The sequence below is a fragment of the Micromonospora arida genome (assembly GCF_042873195.1).
GTDB classification, from domain to species: Bacteria; Actinomycetota; Actinomycetes; order Mycobacteriales; family Micromonosporaceae; genus Micromonospora; species Micromonospora arida.
On the sequence record NZ_JBIALC010000002.1, the window covers coordinates 171,801 to 190,066 of the forward strand.

Below are 18,266 nucleotides of genomic sequence, written 5' to 3' on the forward strand. Positions count from 1 at the left end.
CGGTACGTGGACCCCGGTGACTGTGGGTGGAAGTGTCAGTTCAAGGTGGGTAGCTGGACGTCGACCCGCAGGCCGCCGTACTCGGCGGGCCGGGCCGCGATGATGCCGTCGTGGGCCTGGGTGATCGAGCGGGCGATGGCCAGGCCCAGGCCGGCCCCGCCGCCCTGCGAGGTCCGGTCCCGGGCGAGCCGGCGGAACGGCTCGAACAGACCGGCCACCGCCTCGGCCGGCACGGGCTGACCGGTGTTGACCACGGACAGCGCGGGCACGCCGCTCACCACGACAGTCAGTGAGCCGCCCGGCCGGTTGTACTTGATCCCGTTCTCCACCAGGTTGGTGACCAGGCGTTCCAGCAACACCCGCTCGCCGACGACGACCCGGGGTACGAGATGGGTCTCCACGGTGACCCCGGCCTCCCGGGCCCGGTCCCGGTATCCGGCCAGCACCGCCTCGACGATCGTGTCCAACCGCTGCGGTATCCGCGATCGGAGGCCCTGGTCGCTCTCGCTGAGCGCGAGCAGGCCCTCGATCAGTCGTTCGTTGCGCTCGTTGGTCTCCAGCAGCTGACTGGTCAGCAGCTCCAACTGTTCGCCGCTGAGCGCCCTGGCCATGCCGACCTCGATGAGCGTCCGCTGCACGGCGAGGGGCGTCCGCAGCTCGTGCGAGGCGTTCGCGGCGAACCGCCGCTGCCCCTCGTACCCGGCGGAGACGCGTTCCATCATCTCGTCGATCGCCCGGGACAGCCGGGCCAACTCGTCGCTGCCCCGGGGCCGGATCCGGTGACCGAGGTTCTGCGGGCCGAGGTGCCCGATCGGCCCGGCCAGGTCAGCGACCGGGCGCAGGCACCACACCGCGGCGAACCAGAGCCCCACCAGGACGGCCAGGGTCACGAGCAGGACGGCCACCAGGGGCAGCATGAACGCCCCGGGCCGTACGTTGCCGCACACCGTCGACAACCCGGGCATGGGCAGGTCGCAGAACTGCTGCCCCCAGGTCCAGGTCATCCCCGACAGCCACTTGCCCATCGCCGGCAGTATCGGGCCGGCCAGCAGCGCCAGCAGCCCCACCAGCAGCACCCGTCGTCGGGGCGTCCAGCTCACGCCGCGCCGCCGATGCGGTAGCCGGCCTTCGGAACGGTGTGGATGATCGCGGGATCGCCGAGCTTCTTGCGCAGGGTCATCACGGTGACCCGTACGGCGTTGGTGAACGGGTCGGCGAACTCGTCCCAGGCCTGCTCCAGCAACTCCTCGGCGCTGACCACCTGGCCGTCCGCGCGTAGCAGCACGTGCAGCACCGCGAACTCCTTCGGGCTCAACGCGAGGGGGCGGCCGTCCCGGGTGGCCAGGTGCCGGCCCACGTCCAGTGCCAGGCCGTCCTGGGCGAGCACCGGTGGCAGCGCCGGCGTTGACCGTCGCCCGAGGGCCTGCACCCGGGCCACCAGTTCGGCGAAGGCGAACGGCTTGGTCAGGTAGTCGTCCGCGCCGAGGCCGAGGCCCTCCACCCGGTCCCGGATGCCGGCCGCCGCGGTGAGCAGCAGCACCCGGGTGCCGACCTGTGAGTCGGCGATACTCCGGCACACCTCGTCGCCGGTGTGTCCGGGCATGTCCCGGTCCAGCACCGCGACGTCGTACCGGTTCACCCCGACCCGCTCCAGCGCACCGTCCCCGTCGTAGCAGACGTCGACGGCCATCGAGAGGCGGCGCAGCCCTTCGGCCACCGTGTCCGCCAACAACCGCTCGTCGTCCGCCACCAGCACCCGCACGTTTTTCCGCTCCCCCAGTTCGGCTTGCCCGGCATACCGTCGCAGGCCCGGGTTAAGGGTTCTGTAAGCACCCGCCGCAGCCATCCTCCACGTGGGTGTCCAGCGGGCAAACCACCGCAAGCCAGTCCCGGTCGACTTCGTGCCCGTGTCACGTCATCTGGGTCGTCCGTCCCCGAAGGCCCCGGCGGTTGGCGTGTGGGGGTGAGCTGCGTCACGATGGGGGCCGAGGAGGTCGCCCGATGGCTGACCCGTGGCTCGCCCTGGAGTTCGGCGTCGATCCGGCGGAGCGGATCGCGCAGGTCGGTGCCGCCCACGAAGCCTTCCTGACCGCCGGCGCGGCGCCGCACCGGGTGCGGGAGGTGGTCCGCCGCTCCTGGGAGCGTTCGGCACGGCTCGACCCGGAGGCCACCCCGCCGGTCGACCTGGCTGACGACGTTCTGGCCGCGTACCGGGCGGTTCACCCGTTGGCCCGGGTGCTGCCGCTGTTCCGGGACCTGCTCGGCGGCATCGCCCAGGACGGCGCGCACCTGATGGCGGTCTGCGACGCGCACGGACGACTGCTCTGGGTCGAGGGGCATCCGGGTGTGCTGCGGCACGCCGAGCGGATGAACTTCATGCCCGGCGCCCGTTGGGACGAGACGCACGCCGGCACCAACGCCCCCGGCACCGCGCTGGCCGTGGACCACAGCGTGCAGATCTTCGCCACCGAGCACTTCAGTCGCCCGGTCCAGCGGTGGACCTGCGCCGCCGCGCCGATCCACGACCCGGCCACCGGGCGGCTGCTCGGCGCGATCGACATCACCGGCGGGGACCATCTGGCGAATCCGCAGAGCCTGGCGCTGGTCCGGGCCACCGCCCGGGCCGCCGAATCGCAACTCGCCGCCGACCGACCGCCGGAACCCGGCGTCGCCACCGTGACCGCGCTCGGCCGGGACGAAGCGGAGCTGCGGTTCGAGGGCCGACGGATCCGGCTGGGTCGACGGCACAGCGAACTGCTGGTGCTGCTGCTCCAGCACCCCGAGGGGCGCACGGGCGTTCAGCTCGGCCTCGACCTGTACGGCGACGACCGACTGCACCCGGTCACCCTGCGTGCCGAGCTGTCCCGGTTGCGCCGGGTGCTCGGCCCAGAGCTGCTCGATTCCCGGCCGTACCGGCTACGCGGGACCGTCCGCGCCGACTTCACCACCGTCGCCGACCGGCTGGACCAGGGCGATCCGGCGGGCGCGCTCGACGCGTACCCAGGGTCGTTGCTGCCCGGCTCGGACGCGCCGGGAGTGGCGCGACTGCGCCGGCTGATCGACGGCCACCTCCGCGCGGCCGTGCTGGCCGCCGCGGACCCGGCGCTGCTCGCGGCCTGGACCGCGACGCCGGCCGGTGCCGACGACCTGGCCGCCTGGCAGGCCCTGGCGCAGGCGCTGCCGGTGGGCGCGCCGCGTCGGCCCCTCGCCCTCGCGCGCATCGACCAGCTCGCCGGGGAGTACGACCTTCCGCGCGCAACGTGGCTGCAACGTCGCTGAAACTACCGTCGCCGTCGGCACACCCGCACAACGACGGCGGAGGTAACCATGACGCGCTACGACGCGCCCACCCACTGGCAGTCCCGTTACGACCACTACATCGGCGGCGAGTACGTCAAGCCGCACGGCGGCGCCTACTTCGAGAACCCGACACCGGTCACCGGGCAGACCTTCACCGAGGTCGCCCGGGGCACCGCACCCGACGTGGAGAAGGCCCTCGACGCCGCCCATGGCGCCGCCGACGCCTGGGGCCGCACCTCGGTGGCTGAACGGGCGCTGATCCTCAACCGCATCGCCGACCGGATGCAGGAGAACCTGGAATCCCTGGCCGTGGCCGAGAGCTGGGAGAACGGCAAGCCGGTCCGGGAGACCCTCGCCGCCGACATCCCGCTCGCCATCGACCACTTCCGTTACTTCGCCGGGGCGATCCGGGCCCAGGAGGGCTCCCTGGGCGAGCTCGACGACGACACCGTGGCGTACCACTTCCACGAGCCGCTCGGCGTGGTCGGGCAGATCATCCCGTGGAACTTCCCGATCCTGATGGCGACCTGGAAGCTCGCGCCCGCGCTGGCCGCCGGCAACGCCGTGGTGCTCAAACCCGCCGAGCAGACACCGGCGTCCATCCACTACTGGCTGTCGCTGGTGGCGGACCTGCTGCCGCCGGGAGTGCTGAACATCGTCAACGGTTTCGGTGTGGAGGCCGGCAAACCGCTGGCGTCCTCGGCCCGGGTCGCGAAGGTGGCCTTCACCGGCGAGACGACCACCGGGCGGCTGATCATGCAGTACGCCAGTGAGAACATCAAGCCGGTCACGCTGGAGCTGGGCGGCAAGAGCCCGAACATCTTCTTCGACGACGTCAGCGCTCACACCGACGACTTCCTGGACAAGGCCCTGGAAGGCTTCACCATGTTCGCGCTCAACCAGGGCGAGGTCTGCACCTGCCCGTCGCGGGCGCTGATCCAGCAGGGCCACTACAGCGACTTCCTGGCCGCGGCGGTGTCCCGCACCGAGCAGATCGTGCAGGGGCATCCCCTGGACACCGACACGATGATCGGGGCGCAGGCTTCCAACGACCAGTTGGAGAAGATCCTGTCCTATCTCGACATCGGCCGGAAAGAGGGCGCCAAGGTGCTGACCGGCGGGTCACGCGCGGATCTGGGCGGCGACCTGTCGGGCGGATACTACGTCGAGCCAACCATCTTCGAGGGCGACAACTCGATGCGGATCTTCCAGGAGGAAATCTTCGGGCCGGTCGTCTCGGTGACCTCCTTCGCCGACCTCGATGACGCCGTGAAGATCGCCAACGACACCCTGTACGGGCTGGGCGCGGGTGTGTGGAGTCGGGACATGAACACCGCGTACCGGGCCGGGCGGGCCATCCAGGCCGGTCGGGTGTGGACCAACTGCTACCACGCGTACCCGGCGCACGCCGCGTTCGGCGGGTACAAGCAGTCCGGCATCGGTCGGGAGAACCACAAGATGATGCTGGAGCACTACCAGCAGACCAAGAACCTGCTGGTCAGCTACTCGACCAAGAAGCTCGGCTTCTTCTGATGCCGGTCGTTTCCGTCACCCCCGCCGCGGCCGAGTTGATCCGGTCGCTGCGGGGCCGGCACGGTCCGCTGATGTTCCACCAGTCCGGTGGCTGTTGCGACGGCAGCGCCCCGATGTGCTTCCCGGCGGGCGAGTTCCGCACCGGTTCGTCCGACGTGCTGCTCGCCTCCCTCGCGGTCGACGGGGTGACCGAGCCGGTCGAGTTCTGGATGTCGAAGTCCCAGTGGGAGTTGTGGAAACACACCACGCTGACCGTCGACGTGGTCCCCGGCAGAGGCAGCGGCTTCTCCCTGGAGGCCCCCGAAGGCGTCCGTTTCCTCATCCGCTCCCACCTAGCCCCCTGACCCCCCACCCCACCCCACCCCCACCCCCACCCCCACCCCCGCCGATCTTGCACTTTGTGTTGCCGCGATGCCCCATACAGGTGATTTGCCGGGGCCGAAAGTGCAAGATCGGCGGGGGTGACGGGGCGGGGTGGGGGGTGGGTGGGTGGGGGGTGGGTGAGTGGGGGTGGGTGGGGGTGGTTAGGAGAGGGCGGCCCGGATGCTGTCTTTGATGTGTTGGGGGCGGCGGTAGAGGTCACGATCGGTGAAATAGCGCATCCGCCAACCCGCCGCGTCCAGCCAGTTGACCCGTTCCCTGTCGTACCTGAGCCTGTCACGGTTTAGGTGCGACAGTCCGTCGTACTCGATGCCGATCCGGCGTTCGCGGTAGCCCAGATCGAGCCGGTACAGAGGAATGCCGTAGCGGTCGGCCACCCATATTTGCGGCTCCGGCGGAGGCAACCCTCCATCGATCAGGATCAGTCGCAGCTGACTTTCCTGTCGGCACTCCGCCCTGCCGTCGGCCAGCGGTATGAGTTGCCGGGCTTGGCGAACACCACGCAGCGCATTGTGGGCTGCGACCTCGGCCAGCAGGTCATCCTGGGTGACCAAGCCCGACCGGAGCGCAGCATCGATTACCGGGAGTGCGTCGAGCCGCCGAACGGCGCGAGCCAGGTCGACTGCACAGCGAGCCGCCGGCACACAGGGCAGACCGTCGACGAAGACCGGCCGAGTGGGTAGAACCGTTCGGTGAACGACCACCCCGGGTAGTCGGGGCTTCGGCACCTCGGCGGGCAGATGTACGTGGATCAGATCATCGCGCAGCACCCCGAAGCCGTGTCGGCGGGCGGCACTCTGCCTCGCCAACATCGCCCCATCGGGCAGCCGGAGCATCAGTGCACGCAGCTCGTCATCGTCGCTGCAGGGTTGGTCGGCGTACACCCCTCTGCGCACGCGGTGCAATTCCTCCCGGTCGAGCCGACTGCGGATCCGCCCAACGGTGAGTTGCCGCATCAGTGCGTCAGTACGCCACAACTGAGTAGCCATGGCAGCAGACTGACCAACCCGGCACCTCAGCGAAATCCCGCGATGACTACCTGTGGAAAACCGTCCCCCTTGTGGACGACCCCCAACCCCACCCCCAGCCGTGCTAGCGCCCCACACTCCGGAGACTCCACCCGGAATCTCCACCCCCGCGATCTTGCACTTTGTGTCGTCGACATGCCCGATAAGACACGAAAGGCGAGCACAGAAAGTGCAAGATCGCGGGGGCGGGGGCGGGGGCGGGGGCGGGGGCGGGGGCGAGGGCGAGGGCGAGGGCGGGGTTAGTCGCAGGCGATGCCGTCGCCGTCTCTGTCCAGGTCGTAGATGTCGTCGCCGATCACCCTGATCGGCCCGCTGACGTAGGCGGGGCCGTTGCCACTGCCACCCGCGCAGTCGACGTCGCTGGCGATCGGGACGCAGCCGCTGTAGTTCGGGTCGCACTTCGACGACTGCTGCTTCTTGGTGCCGACGGCCACGACCTGGGTCACCGGCTGCTTCGTCACGGCGGATTTGACCAGCTTCTTGGCCGTCCGCACACCGTCGGTGGTGGTCACCTCGTAGGTCAGGGTCCGGACGCCGTTCACGCCCTTGGTCCGGACGACCCGCTTGCCCTCGGCCAGCGACGAATCCTTGACGGTCCGCTCGCCGTACCGGATGGTGGCCTGCTCCGTCACGGTCGTCACCTGCACCACCGGCACGGCTGCCGCCGACGAGGGCGCGGTGGCGGGCGCCGACGAGGGCGCGGTCGGGGGCGCGGTCGAGGGCGCGGCTGTCGGCGACTCCTCCTGGGCCGGCTCGCCGGGTGCGGCCAGGATCGGCTGCTGCGGCTGCTCGGCGGCAGTGCCGGTCTTGGTCGGTTCCGGTTCGCCGGTCAACGCGCCGACGATGGCGGTGCCGGTGCAGCAGAGCAGCAGGAGCGACAGCGTCACCGAGCCGAGGATCACGGCGACCCGGCCGGCGGGAGTGGCCCGGCGGAACCAGTTCGGTCGGGGCGTCTGGTCGAACGACGGCGGGTACGGCGGCCCCGGGTTCTGTGGTGGTTGCATCGTCACGGCGATGAGTGTCGTCGCAAACACACCCTGCAATATCCCCCGTCGCGTTCGTCACCTGCGCCTTTCGCCTCGCGGGAAAGATCCGTGGGCGCGCTCGCGGGCGACGAGTCGGCAGGTGCGGCAGACCCCCAGGTCGGCAGAGCAGGGCCGATCGTGCGGGTGTCAGCACCAACAAAAGCCGCAGATCACCACGCACTGAATCGACAACGGGTCGGATGCCGAACGGCGACGACGGAACTGTCGCGATGCCGTCAACGGGGCGGGCTCACCGCTCCTCCATCGCCCACGGCGACCCGTAACCGTTCAGCAGGTCGAGGAAGGGCATCGGGGGCAGCGCCTCCGGCCCGAGCACCCCGACACCGGCCCACCCGCCGCCGGCAAGCAACTCCAGTGCGACGACCGGGTTGACTGCGGTCTGCCAGACCACCGCCTGGTGCCCGTACTCCCGCATCGACCACTCGTTGTCGACCACGTGGTACAGGTAGACCTCGCGGGGTCGACCGTCCGGGCCGAGGCCGCGTACCCAGGTGCCGGCGCAGGTCTTGCCGCGCATCCGGGCACCGAGCGTGGCCGGGTCCGGCAGGCTCGCGGCCACCACGTCACGCGGGGAGACCTCGACGCCACGTACCCGCACCGGGGAGACCGCGTCCAGACCGAGCTTGTGCAGCGTCTTGAGCACCTCGATGAACTCGTCGCCAAGGCCGTACTTGAAGGTGACCCGCCGGGCCTTGACCCAGCGCGGGATGAGCAGCACCTCCTCGTGCTCGACGTTGACGCACTCGACGGGCCCGATCCCCTCCGGAAAGTGGAAGACCTCCGGCTCGGAGAACGGTTCGGTGGTGAACCAGCCCCGGTCCCTTTCCCAGACGACCGGCGGGTTGAGGCATTCCTCGATGGTGGTCCAGATGGAGAACGAGGGCGCGAAGTCGTACCCGTCGACGGTGAGGTTCGCCCCGTCCCGGACCCCGATCTCGTCGATCTCGCTGAACAGTTCGTCGGCGGCGTAACGGGCGAACACGTCCGACAGGCCGGGCTCGACCCCGATGCCGCACAGCGCCAGCCGGCCGGCCGCCGACCAGGTGTCGGCCAGCGCGAACTGTTCGTCGCCGAGCTTCACGCCGGTCTCGGCGTGCGACAGCGACATCGCCATGTCCAGGTAGTCCGCGCCGGCCGCGAACGCGCCGTCGAAGATCGGCATGACGAACCGCGGGTCGACGGCGTTCAGCACGTGCGTGATCCGGTGCTCCCGGCACAGCGCGGTGACCGCATCGGCCGAGGCGGCGTCCACCTGGGCGGCGACGAACCGGTCACCGTGTCCGGCGACCGCCCGCTCGGCCCGAACGGGGTCGTGGTCGGCGACCACCATGGTCTCGAAGAAGGTCCGTCGGGCGGCGATGGCTACGGCGGCGGAGCCGACGCCACCGGCGCCGACGAGGAGGACACGCATCAGGAATCAAACCCCAAACCGAAACGATCGAGAGTACGGAGCCAGAGGTCGCGCCGACCCTCGCGCGCGTCGGCGCGGGCCAGTGACCAGCGGGTGAGATTGATGCCGACCGCGCGGACGGGTTCCGGCGGGAACGGCAGTGGCTTGCGGCGAACCAGGTCGAGCCGGGTCAGCGGTGTGTTCCCGCCGTCGAGCAGGTCGAGCAGCACCCGGGCCCCGAAACGTGTGGCCCCGACGCCGAGGCCGGTGTAGCCGGCCGCGTACGCCAGCCGACCGCCGTAGGCGGTGCCGAAGAACGGGCAGAACCGGGTGCAGGTGTCGATGACCCCGCCCCAGCGGTGGCTGAACCGCACGTCGGCGAGCTGCGGAAACGTGGTGAAGAAGTGGCGGGCGAGGGTGGTGAAGGTGGCCGGTCGTTGCTCCAACTCGGGCGCGACCCGGTTGCCGTAGTGGTAGACGGCGTCGTAGCCGCCGAAGAGGATCCGCCCGTCGGTGGTGATCCGGTAGTAGTGGAACTGATTGGCGGTGTCGGCGAGCCCCTGCCGGTTGCGCCAACCGATGGCGTCGCGCTGGGCCGGGGTGAGCGGCTCGGTCATCAGCACGTGGTCGTAGACCGGCACCAGGTACGCCCGCAGCCGGCGCAGCAGCGGCGGGAACGCGTTGGTGGCCAGCACGACCCGGCGCGCCCGTATCGAGCCGGGCAGGCCGGCGGCCGGGGTGTCGACCCGGCCAGTGTCGGCCGATTGGGCTGCGGGACCGGTGCCCAGGGTGCTGGCGTGCAGCGCGGCACTGTCGGCGCGCAGGCCGGTGACCCGGGTGTGCTCGTGCACGCGTACGCCGAGGTCGAGGCAGGCGCGGCGAAGCCCCCAGGCCAGCTTCGCCGGGTCCACCATGGCCACCCGGTCGGCGTCGAACATTCCACCCAGGTACGTCGGTGAGTGCACCTCGGCGCGCACCTCGTCCCGGTCGAGCAACCGCACCCGGTGGCCGTACCGGCGGGCCAGGTCCGCGTCGGCCGCCAGCCCGTCTAGTTGGTACGGCTCGACGGCGACGGCCAGCTCACCGGTGCGCTCGAAGTCGCAGTCGATGTCGTACTTCGCGACGGTGGCGGCGATGGCGTCCAGGTTGTCCCGGCCGAGGCGTTCCAACTCGCCGACTTCCTCGGGGAACCGGTCGACACCGTTGGCGAGGCCGTGGGTCAGCGAGGCGGCGCAGAACCCGCCGTTGCGCCCGGACGCGGCCCAACCGCAGGTCCCGGCGTCGACGAGCAGCACGTCCCGGTCCGGGTCCGCCTGTTTCGCCAACAAGGCGGCCCACAGTCCGCTGTAACCACCGCCGATCACCAACAGGTCGGCGGAGTGCCGACCAGCCAGTGGTGGCAGCGGGTCGGGGCGGTCCGGACGATCGAGCCAGTACGGCACGGGTGCCGCGTCGGCCAACGCCCGGCCGGTATGCGGGAGCGTCATGACGGCACCGGGTCAGCGCGATGCCGGGTCAGCGCGGTGACACCGGTCGGACGATCCGGAGGCCGAACCGCATCCCGGAGAGTCATGACGACCGACGCAGGTGACCCGACGGCCCGGCCAGCAGGTTGGCGCGGCGGGCCCGCCGACCGCGCAGCGAGCTGAGCCCCACGAGCAGCAGCGCGACCGCGAACATCGCGGTGCCGATTACGTTGACCTGCGGTGGGATGCCACGCTGGGCAGCGCCCCAGACGTACATCGGGAACGTGACCGTGGTGCCGGCGTTGAAGTTCGTGATGATGAAGTCGTCGAAGCTCAACGAGAAAGCGAGCAACGCGGCGGCCACGATGCCGGGCAGCACCAGCGGCAGGGTGATCCGCCGGAAGGTCTGCCACTCGTTGGCGTAGAGGTCCATGGCGGCCTCCTCCAGCCGCCGGTCCATCCCGGCGAGCCGCGCCTTCACGGTGACCACCACGAACGACACGCAGAACATCACGTGCGCGATCACGATGGTCCAGAAACCCTGCGGTACGCCCGCCGACACGAACAGGGCCAGCAACGACGTGCCCATCACCAGCTCCGGGGTGGCCATCGGCAGGAAGATCAGCACGTTGATCCCGGATCGGCCACGGAAGCGGTGCCGGACCAGCGCGAACGCCATCAGGGTGCCGAGCACCGTGGCGACCACGGTGGCGATAAAACCGATCTGCACGCTGCGGACCACCGCGTCGCACATGTCCGAGGTGGCGCACGGCTGCCGCCAGTTGTCCAGTGTGAACTCGTTGAAGTCGTACGACAGCCGGCTCGACGGCCGGTTGAACGACAGCGCGGCCACCACCAGGATCGGCAGCGCCAGGTAGCCGAGCACCAGCAACGCCACGATCATCACCCAGCGGTCCGCCAACCAACGGGAAACCCTCATCGGAGCCGCCTTTCAATCGCGACTGCGGGGCTCCGCTGCGCTGCACTCCTCGCGCTCATCAGAGGACCTCCTCCGTGCCGGCTCGACGGAGGTAGCCGAAGACCACCGCGAGGATCGCCGCCATCAGCAGGAACGACAGCGCGGCGCCCTGCGGGTAGTCCAGCCGGACCAGGAACGCCGAGTCGATGACGTTACCGATCATGTATTCGTTCGGGGTGCCGAGCAGTTCGGCGTTGATGTAGTCGCCGCTGGCCGGGATGAAGAAGAGCAGCGTGCCGGCGACCAGACCGGGCATGGACAGCGGCAGCGTGACCCGACGGAACGCCTGCACCGGGCTCGCGTACAGGTCGGTGGCCGCCTCCAGCAACCGGGGGTCCAGCCGCTCCAGGCTCGCGTACAGCGGCAGCACCAAAAACGGCAGGAAGTTGTACGTCAGGCCGAGCACCACAGCGAACGGGGTGGCCAGCAGCCGACCGTCCGGGGCGAGCAGGTGCACGTCGCGCAGCAGACCGACGAGCGCGCCGTTGTCCGACAGGATCGTCTTCCAGGCCAGCGTACGGACCAGGAAGCTGGTGAACATCGGCGCGACGACGCAGACCAGCAGCAGGTTCTTCCAGCGGCCGGCCTTCTGCGCGATGGCGTACGCCAGTGGATAGCCCAGCAGCAACGCCAGCACCAGGGCCAGCCCGGCGTAGCCGAACGAGCGCAGGAACTGCGGCCAGTACGCCTGTAGCACGTCCGGGTAGTTGCTGACCGCCCAGGTCATCGCGTACCCGGTGGAGAGCGAGCCGCTGGGGTCGTACAGGCTGGCTGCCGCCAACTGCACCAGCGGCACACCGAAGAAGATGAGCAGCCAGGCCGCACCGGGCAACAACAGGAGGTACGGCAGGAGTCGGCGTCGCCCGGATCGGGCTGCCGGTGGCGCGGGTGGCGGGTGCCCCGCCCTGGTGGGGGCCAGCAGGGTCACGACGACGCACCCACCGGCTCGTCCAGCACCGGCGACGTCCGGTCGGTGTCGGCGGCGTCGCGGGGCAGCAGGAACGCGTGCCGCGGATCCCAGTACGCCACGGCCTCGCTGCCGACCGCCACTGGCGTCGACGTCCCGCTGTTGGCGGCGAAGACCGACAACTCGGTGCCCCAGCCGGTGCGCAGCAGGTACTGCGTGCTGACTCCCACGTAGGAGGCGTCGGTGACGACTCCGGTGACGTGCTGATGCCCGGCGGGCACCTGGTCGGCGGAGCCGACCAGAATCAGCTTCTCGGGGCGTACCCCCAGGTGCACCGGGCCGTGGTCGGCCCGCGACCGGCCGGCGGGCACCGAGAAGCGCGTGCCGTGCGCCGTCAACGCGACGTCGCCGCCGCTGGCGCCGGTGGCCTCGCCGGCGAGCAGGTTGGACTGGCCGAGGAAGTTCGCCACGAAGGCGGTGGCGGGAAACTCGTAGATGTCGGCCGGGGCACCCAACTGCTCGATCCGGCCGGCGTTCATCACCGCGACGGTGTCGGCCATGGTCATGGCCTCCTCCTGGTCGTGGGTGACGTGCACGAAGGTGATGCCGACCTCGGTCTGGATGCGCTTCAGCTCGATCTGCATCTGTCGGCGCAGCTTGAGGTCGAGTGCGCCCAGCGGCTCGTCGAGCAGCAGCACCTGCGGCCGGTTGATCAGGGCGCGGGCCAGCGCGACCCGCTGCTGCTGACCCCCGGAGAGCTGGGCGGGGCGGCGGCTGCCGTACCCGTCGAGTTGCACCAGCGACAGCATCCGGGCGACCTCGTCGTCGACCGAGCGGATGCCGCGTCGGCGCAGCCCGAAGGCCACGTTCTCGAAGATGTCGAGGTGCGGGAAGAGCGCATAGCTCTGGAAGACGGTGTTGACCGGCCGCTTGTACGGCCGCAGCCGGGCGATGTCGGTGTCACCGAGCAGCACCTGGCCGCTGGTCGGCTCCTCCAGGCCGGCGATCATCCGCAACGTGGTGGTCTTGCCGCAGCCGGACGCGCCGAGCAGCGCGAAGAACGAGCCCTGCTCGATGGTCAGGCTCAGGTCGTCGACCGCGGTGAAGACGCCGAACCGTTTGGTGAGGTCGGCCAGGCGCAGGTCGCCGGCGGGTGTCTCGCGCGCCATTCTCGTCACGCCCCGATGACCTGTTGGAACTTGCCCTCGTACTCCTTCTCCTGCTTCTCGTCCAGGGCCATGAACACCTTGGACTTCGACAGCAGCGCCTCGTCCGGGAAGATCAGCGGGTTGGTGGCCAGCTCGGGGTCGATCTTCTCCATCTCGGCCTGAGCGCCCTTGACCGGGCAGATGTAGTTGACGTACGCGGCGAGCTTCGCCGCGACCGCCGGCTCGTAGTAGTAGTTGATCAGCGCTTCGGCGTTGCCTTTGTGGGTCGCCTTGTTGGGGACCATCATGTTGTCGCTGTAGAGCATCACGCCCGAGTCCGGCGCGACGAACCGCACCTTCTCGTCCTCACCGGACAGTTGGATGACGTCACCGGACCAGCCGATGCACGCGGCGATGTCGCCCTTGGCCAGGTCGGGCGCGTAGTCGTTGCCGGTGAACTTGCGGATCTGCCCGGAGTCGACGGCCTTCTTGAGCTTGTTGAGGGCGTCGTCGAACTGGGCGGCGGTGAAGTTCGCCGGGTCGTGCCCGTTCGACCCGAGCAGCAGGCCCATGGTGTCGCGCATCTCGCTGAGCGCGGTCACCTTGCCCTTGAGGTCGGGGCGGGTGAGCAGTTCGTCGACCGTCCGCAGTTCCTTCGTGACGTTGCCGTTGTAGGCAAGGCCAGCCAGGCCGGACTGCCACGGAATGGAGATCCGGTTTTCGGCGTCGAAGGGGCGGTTGAGCAGCGACGGAAGCAGGTTGGCCTGCACGTTCGGGATCTTCGCCGGGTCCAGCTTCTGGATCCAGCCGAGCCGGATCATCCGGGCCGCCATCCAGTCGGTCAGCACGATGATGTCCCGGTCGGTGCTCTGGCAGGCGGCGAGCTGGTTCTGCACCTTGCCGAAGAATTCGTTGTTGTCGTTGATGTCCTCGGTGTAGGTCACCTGAATGCCGGTCTTCGTGATGAACTCGTCGAGGCTCGGCCGCTTGGACTCGTCCTTGTCGTCCACATCCATGTACTGCGGCCAGTTGGCGAAGGCCAGTTTCTTCTCGGTGCCGGAGAGGTCCTCGCTGACGCAGCCAGCTTCGGTCTGTTGCGCGCCCTTGGTGCCGCAGCCCGCGAGGCTGCCACCCATGGTGAGCAGGGCGGCCGAACCGAGAGTGCCGGTGAGCAGTCCACGCCGGGAGAGGGGCCGGAGGGGAGTACGCATGACGACTCCTAGGGGGTCATCGTCGGCGGGCGGGACGGGGAGGCACGCCGGCGGGAATGTCGGGAGGGTCAAGTGCCATGGACGACTGATCCTGACATGAGGTGACCTCCCTTACAAGGGATTCCGTTGCCGGAATAGCGATGCACGACGAAATACGCCAGACTACGCGGGGATACACGCGCGACATCACGATTCGGGACATGGGGAGCGGGCAATGACAAACCGGCAGCACGAGAACAGCAATGGCGGTCGACGCGTCGCTGTCCGTGACGGTGCCAATCACGCTCTGCTGGATGACGTGGCCAAGCAGATCATCGAGCAGCTCCAAGAGGACGGCCGCCGCCCGTACGCGACGATCGGCAAGGCGGTGGGGCTGTCCGAGGCGGCGGTCCGGCAGCGGGTGCAGCGGCTGCTCGACTCCGGCGTGATGCAGATCGTGGCGGTGACCGATCCGCTCCAGCTCGGCTTCAACCGGCAGGCGATGATCGGCCTACGTACCGACGGCGACCTGGAAGCGGTCGCTGACCGGCTGGCCGAGTTGGACGAGGTCGACTACGTGGTGATCACCGCCGGGTCGTTCGACCTGCTCACCGAGGTGGTCTGCCGCAACGACGACCACCTGCTGGAGATCCTGCAACGACTGCGCGCGGTGCCCGGGGTGCTCTCCACCGAGGCGTTCGTCTATCTCAAGCTGCGCAAGCAGACCTACACCTGGGGTACGGCCTGACGCTTGGCCCTTTTGATCCGCCCGCCGCTTCGGCCCACTCGGCGCTCGGCCGGCTCGCCGCTTGATCCACTCGGCTTCACCAATGTCGCGGTATCAACCACGCCCGGGCACCGCGATCTCAACGAAACGGAGTGGATCGAGCCGGCGGCCGAGGGAGGCGCTGTCACCAAGCGGGCCCTTTGGAGCTGATGCCGCAAACGAATCGGCGGGACGCCGGAACCCGGCGACGAGCCGGCCTGCCTACCCGGGCCCCCGGCGACGAGCCGGCCTGCCTACCCGGGCCCCCGGCGACGAGCCGGCCTGCCTACCGGGCCCCCCGGCGACGAGCCGGCCTGCCTACCGGGCCCCCCGGCGACGGGCCGGCCTGCCTACCGGGCCGGCCGGCGCGAATCCGGGAGGGGCACGTGGCGCGGCCCCGACAGGGCGGCCGTGATGTCGCAAACGATTCAGCTCCAAAGGCAGCCACCGGCACACCTCCGACTCCTCCCGACCGCCGATCGACCGACCGACCAACAGCGGTGCGGATTCCGTTGCATCTGTGACGGGCCTGCGCTAAATCCGTCGCCAACCGACCGTGATACCGCCGATAACACTTGCTTCGGAGGTTGAGACTGTGCGATAACCGTTGGCAGAGCGGCCGGCCTCACCCCTTTGACCGGCCCGACGACCGATGGGGCTGACATGGCCAACGCCACCGACCACCTCTGGATGCACTTCACCCGGATGGCGAGCTACTCCGCCGGTGAGGTGCCGACCATCGTGCGCGGCGAGGGAGCGTACGTGTGGGACGCGCAGGGTCGCCGCTACCTGGACGGGCTCGCTGGGCTCTTCGTGGTCAACGCCGGCCACGGCCGCACCGAACTGGCCGAGGCCGCCGCCAAGCAGGCCGGCGAGCTGGCCTACTTCCCGCTCTGGTCGTACGCGCACCCGAAGGCCATCGAGCTGGCCGAGAGGATTGCCGCACTCACCCCCGGCGACCTCAACCGGATCTTCTTCACCACCGGCGGCTCCGAGGCGGTGGAGGCGGCGTGGAAGCTGGCCCGCGCGTACTTCAAGCGCACCGGGAAGCCCAACAAGTACAAGGTGATCAGCAGGTACATCGCCTACCACGGCACCTCCATGGGCGCCCTGTCGATCACCGGCCTGCCCGGCATCAAGAGCGACTTCGAGCCACTGGTGCCGGGCGCGATCAAGGTGCCGAACACGAACTTCTACCGGGCGCCCGAGCACGGCGACGACCCCGAGGCGTTCGGCCGCTGGGCCGCCGACGAGATCGGACGGGCCATCGAGCGCGAAGGGCCGGACACGGTCGCCGCGGTCTTCCTCGAGCCGGTGCAGAACTCCGGCGGGTGCTTTCCCCCGCCGCCCGGCTACTTCGAGCGGGTACGGGAGATCTGCGACGCGTACGACGTGCTGCTCGTCTCGGACGAGGTGATCTGCTCGTGGGGGCGGTTGGGCGAGTACTTCGGCGCGGTGCGCTACGGCTACCAGCCGGACATCATCACCACCGCCAAGGGCATCACCTCCGGTTACGCCCCGCTCGGCGCGATGATCGCCAGCGACCGGCTGATGGAACCGTTCCTCACCGAGACCGGCATGTTCGCCCACGGGGTGACCTTCGGTGGCCATCCGGTCTCCTGCGCGGTGGCCCTGGCCAACCTGGAGGTGTTCGCCCGCGAGGACCTGGTCGGGCACGTACGCGCCAACGAGGACGCCTTCCGCGCCACCCTGGAGAAGCTGTACGACCTGCCGATCGTCGGCGACGTCCGCGGCGACGGCTACTTCTACGGCATTGAACTGGTCAAGGACAAGACCACCCGGGAGACCTTCACCGAGGCCGAGTCGGAGCGTCTGCTGCGCGGCTTCCTCTCCACCGCCCTGTTCCAGGCGGGCCTCTACTGCCGGGCCGACGACCGGGGCGACCCGGTCATCCAGCTGGCCCCACCCCTGATCGCCGAGCAGCAACACTTCGACGAGATCGAGCAAACCCTCCGCACAGTCCTGACCCAAGCCTGGACCAAGCTCTAACCCCCCCACCCCACCCACCCCACCCACTGGTGTTGATCAAGAGGTTTGCGTCAAAAACGCGCCGGCTGATGACCGAAACCTCTTGATCAACGCAGAGAAGGGGCGCGGGGTTAGTGGTTCGGGGGGATTACTCGGAGGTGGCCTCGGCGGCCGGTCTGGTGGGGGTTCTCGGGACGGTTCTGGTCCGGCTCCGGGGGGCGGGGGGCCGGGCGGGCGGCCTCGCGGACCGCTTCGGCCAGCGCGACCAGGTCGTCCGTGGTGGGCGGCGGCGGCTCGAACTCGCCCTCGTGCCGGACGACGTCCCAGCCCCGCGGCGCGGTCAGGCTGCGGGCGTGCGGCTCGCACAGGTCGTACGTGTGTGGCTCGGCGAACGCCGCGAGCGGCCCCACCACCGCTGTCGACTCGTTGTAGACATAGGTCAATGTGGCGACCGCTTGCCGGGGGCAGCCGTTACGGGAGCAGCGCCGTGGTGACCTCACGTGCGGCAGGGTATCTCCATTACCGGGTCCGGCGCATCGCTTCGCGTTGCGACACGCCCGTCATGGTGATCACAGTCGACCGTCCTGGGCGCGCCGCGCCACGGGAGCGGCGCTGCCGCTGACCAGCCCGAGACGGGCGCTACCCTTTGCCTCATGACGAGCCCGGAACACCGCCGCCCCGGCTCCGGCCGGCGTGCGCATCGTGACCGGCACGGGCGCGGCCTGCGCGGACGGCTGGTTCCGGCCACCGTACCGCTGGCGCGGACCAAGGCCGAGGTCTTCGACGACCTGGTCCTGGACACCGTCGAGACGCTGGAGCGTCGGTTCGCCAAGGAGCTGGCCGGGGTCGAGTTCGCGGTCGAAGATGTCCCGCCTGACCTGAACGTCTACGACTCGGACGTGCTGGAGGACGGCGAGGTCCCGTTGGCCCGGCTGCTGCCCGGCCGCCCAGGCCGGCAGGAGGTGCCGCCGCGGATCGTGCTGTACCGACGGCCCCTGGAGTTCCGGGCAATGGACCGTGAGGACCTCGCCGATCTCGTCCATGACGTGATCATCGAACAGGTCGCGAACCTTCTCGGGGTGGACCCGGACGAGCTCGCCTGAGCCGGCCCGACAGCCGAGCGCGCGGAGAGTGGGGCGGCCC

General features: G+C 69.8%; 17 protein-coding genes. 6 read left to right on the forward strand and 11 right to left on the reverse strand.

Features of this window, described 5'->3' with window-relative positions; all coding sequences use genetic code 11:
- Positions 1-35 precede the first annotated feature (35 nt).
- On the reverse strand, positions 36-1,100 hold the full coding sequence (locus ACFYP0_RS07445; protein WP_244218948.1) for a sensor histidine kinase: 1,065 nt from the start codon (positions 1,098-1,100) through the stop codon (positions 36-38).
- Positions 1,097-1,762, reverse strand: coding sequence for a response regulator transcription factor (locus ACFYP0_RS07450; RefSeq protein ID WP_124856999.1), 666 nt, complete (start codon positions 1,760-1,762; stop codon positions 1,097-1,099). The genes ACFYP0_RS07445 and ACFYP0_RS07450 overlap by 4 nt, the downstream gene beginning before the upstream one ends.
- Positions 1,763-2,001: 239 nt before the next feature.
- Here ACFYP0_RS07450 and ACFYP0_RS07455 point away from each other — a divergent pair, with 239 nt between their 5' ends.
- Genes ACFYP0_RS07455 through ACFYP0_RS07465 form a run of 3 tightly spaced genes read left to right on the forward strand, consistent with a single transcriptional unit; the run spans position 2,002 to position 5,177 of the window.
- Complete coding sequence (locus tag ACFYP0_RS07455; protein WP_356975919.1) at positions 2,002-3,279, forward strand: GAF domain-containing protein; 1,278 nt, start codon at positions 2,002-2,004, stop codon at positions 3,277-3,279.
- Positions 3,280-3,327: 48 nt separating this feature from the next.
- A complete protein-coding gene (adh, locus tag ACFYP0_RS07460; RefSeq protein ID WP_356975917.1) occupies positions 3,328-4,833 on the forward strand; it encodes an aldehyde dehydrogenase in 1,506 nt (501 codons plus the stop codon).
- Positions 4,833-5,177 carry a DUF779 domain-containing protein gene (locus ACFYP0_RS07465; RefSeq protein ID WP_373861031.1) on the forward strand — a complete coding sequence of 115 codons (345 nt, stop codon included), beginning with the start codon at positions 4,833-4,835 and terminating at the stop codon, positions 5,175-5,177. The genes adh and ACFYP0_RS07465 overlap by 1 nt, the downstream gene beginning before the upstream one ends.
- Positions 5,178-5,357: 180 nt before the next feature.
- Here the strand turns inward: ACFYP0_RS07465 and ACFYP0_RS07470 are convergent, their stop codons facing one another.
- From ACFYP0_RS07470 to ACFYP0_RS07505, 8 genes are all read right to left on the reverse strand, one after another.
- Positions 5,358-6,170: a DUF559 domain-containing protein gene (locus ACFYP0_RS07470; RefSeq protein ID WP_386995014.1), complete on the reverse strand. Its 813-nt coding sequence runs from the start codon at positions 6,168-6,170 to the stop codon at positions 5,358-5,360.
- Between the two features lie 311 nt (positions 6,171-6,481).
- Positions 6,482-7,246, reverse strand: a complete 765-nt coding sequence (locus ACFYP0_RS07475) for a G5 domain-containing protein (RefSeq protein WP_355494442.1) — start codon at positions 7,244-7,246, stop codon at positions 6,482-6,484.
- 271 nt (positions 7,247-7,517) lie between these two features.
- Entirely contained in the window at positions 7,518-8,699 is a 1,182-nt protein-coding gene (locus tag ACFYP0_RS07480; protein ID WP_355494406.1) for a saccharopine dehydrogenase family protein, read from the reverse strand.
- Positions 8,699-10,165, reverse strand: coding sequence for an NAD(P)/FAD-dependent oxidoreductase (locus ACFYP0_RS07485; RefSeq protein WP_355494407.1), 1,467 nt, complete (start codon positions 10,163-10,165; stop codon positions 8,699-8,701). The genes ACFYP0_RS07480 and ACFYP0_RS07485 overlap by 1 nt, the downstream gene beginning before the upstream one ends.
- A gap of 82 nt (positions 10,166-10,247) precedes the next feature.
- A complete protein-coding gene (locus ACFYP0_RS07490) occupies positions 10,248-11,084 on the reverse strand; it encodes an ABC transporter permease (protein WP_124857005.1) in 837 nt (278 codons plus the stop codon).
- A gap of 58 nt (positions 11,085-11,142) precedes the next feature.
- Positions 11,143-12,051, reverse strand: coding sequence for an ABC transporter permease (locus tag ACFYP0_RS07495; RefSeq protein WP_112582421.1), 909 nt, complete (start codon positions 12,049-12,051; stop codon positions 11,143-11,145).
- Positions 12,048-13,199 carry an ABC transporter ATP-binding protein gene (locus tag ACFYP0_RS07500; protein WP_124857015.1) on the reverse strand — a complete coding sequence of 384 codons (1,152 nt, stop codon included), beginning with the start codon at positions 13,197-13,199 and terminating at the stop codon, positions 12,048-12,050. The genes ACFYP0_RS07495 and ACFYP0_RS07500 overlap by 4 nt, the downstream gene beginning before the upstream one ends.
- 5 nt (positions 13,200-13,204) lie before the next feature.
- Positions 13,205-14,389 (reverse strand): polyamine ABC transporter substrate-binding protein, encoded by a 1,185-nt coding sequence (locus ACFYP0_RS07505; RefSeq protein ID WP_386995018.1) that lies wholly within the window; start codon positions 14,387-14,389, stop codon positions 13,205-13,207.
- Between the two features lie 214 nt (positions 14,390-14,603).
- Between ACFYP0_RS07505 and ACFYP0_RS07510 the strand changes: the two genes are divergently transcribed.
- Together ACFYP0_RS07510 and ACFYP0_RS07515 are read left to right on the forward strand one after the other, a co-directional pair.
- Positions 14,604-15,116, forward strand: coding sequence for an Lrp/AsnC family transcriptional regulator (locus ACFYP0_RS07510; protein WP_091394101.1), 513 nt, complete (start codon positions 14,604-14,606; stop codon positions 15,114-15,116).
- A gap of 681 nt (positions 15,117-15,797) precedes the next feature.
- The gene (locus ACFYP0_RS07515; protein ID WP_124857009.1) at positions 15,798-17,144 is read left to right on the forward strand and encodes an aspartate aminotransferase family protein; all 1,347 of its coding nucleotides are present in this window, start codon (positions 15,798-15,800) and stop codon (positions 17,142-17,144) included.
- A gap of 110 nt (positions 17,145-17,254) precedes the next feature.
- Here the strand turns inward: ACFYP0_RS07515 and ACFYP0_RS07520 are convergent, their stop codons facing one another.
- Complete coding sequence (locus ACFYP0_RS07520) at positions 17,255-17,623, reverse strand: DUF3499 domain-containing protein (RefSeq protein WP_091394110.1); 369 nt, start codon at positions 17,621-17,623, stop codon at positions 17,255-17,257.
- A 153-nt stretch (positions 17,624-17,776) separates the two neighbouring features.
- On the opposite strand from ACFYP0_RS07520, the gene ACFYP0_RS07525 reads away from it, so the two are divergent.
- Positions 17,777-18,226, forward strand: a complete 450-nt coding sequence (locus ACFYP0_RS07525) for a metallopeptidase family protein (RefSeq protein ID WP_074316962.1) — start codon at positions 17,777-17,779, stop codon at positions 18,224-18,226.
- Positions 18,227-18,266: the final 40 nt, after the last annotated feature.

Bases quoted from the DNA above. Each gene is read 5' to 3' on its own strand.
- ACFYP0_RS07455 (WP_356975919.1), top strand. From the start codon at position 2,002: ATGGCTGACCCGTGGCTCGCCCTGGAGTTCGGCGTCGATCCGGCGGAG.
- adh (WP_356975917.1), top strand. From the start codon at position 3,328: ATGACGCGCTACGACGCGCCCACCCACTGGCAGTCCCGTTACGACCAC.
- ACFYP0_RS07465 (WP_373861031.1), top strand. From the start codon at position 4,833: ATGCCGGTCGTTTCCGTCACCCCCGCCGCGGCCGAGTTGATCCGGTCG.
- ACFYP0_RS07470 (WP_386995014.1), bottom strand. From the start codon at position 6,170: ATGCGGCAACTCACCGTTGGGCGGATCCGCAGTCGGCTCGACCGGGAG.
- ACFYP0_RS07475 (WP_355494442.1), bottom strand. From the start codon at position 7,246: ATGCAACCACCACAGAACCCGGGGCCGCCGTACCCGCCGTCGTTCGAC.
- ACFYP0_RS07480 (WP_355494406.1), bottom strand. From the start codon at position 8,699: ATGCGTGTCCTCCTCGTCGGCGCCGGTGGCGTCGGCTCCGCCGCCGTA.
- ACFYP0_RS07485 (WP_355494407.1), bottom strand. From the start codon at position 10,165: ATGACGCTCCCGCATACCGGCCGGGCGTTGGCCGACGCGGCACCCGTG.
- ACFYP0_RS07490 (WP_124857005.1), bottom strand. From the start codon at position 11,084: ATGAGGGTTTCCCGTTGGTTGGCGGACCGCTGGGTGATGATCGTGGCG.
- ACFYP0_RS07500 (WP_124857015.1), bottom strand. From the start codon at position 13,199: ATGGCGCGCGAGACACCCGCCGGCGACCTGCGCCTGGCCGACCTCACC.
- ACFYP0_RS07505 (WP_386995018.1), bottom strand. From the start codon at position 14,389: ATGCGTACTCCCCTCCGGCCCCTCTCCCGGCGTGGACTGCTCACCGGC.
- ACFYP0_RS07510 (WP_091394101.1), top strand. From the start codon at position 14,604: ATGACAAACCGGCAGCACGAGAACAGCAATGGCGGTCGACGCGTCGCT.
- ACFYP0_RS07515 (WP_124857009.1), top strand. From the start codon at position 15,798: ATGGCCAACGCCACCGACCACCTCTGGATGCACTTCACCCGGATGGCG.
- ACFYP0_RS07525 (WP_074316962.1), top strand. From the start codon at position 17,777: ATGACGAGCCCGGAACACCGCCGCCCCGGCTCCGGCCGGCGTGCGCAT.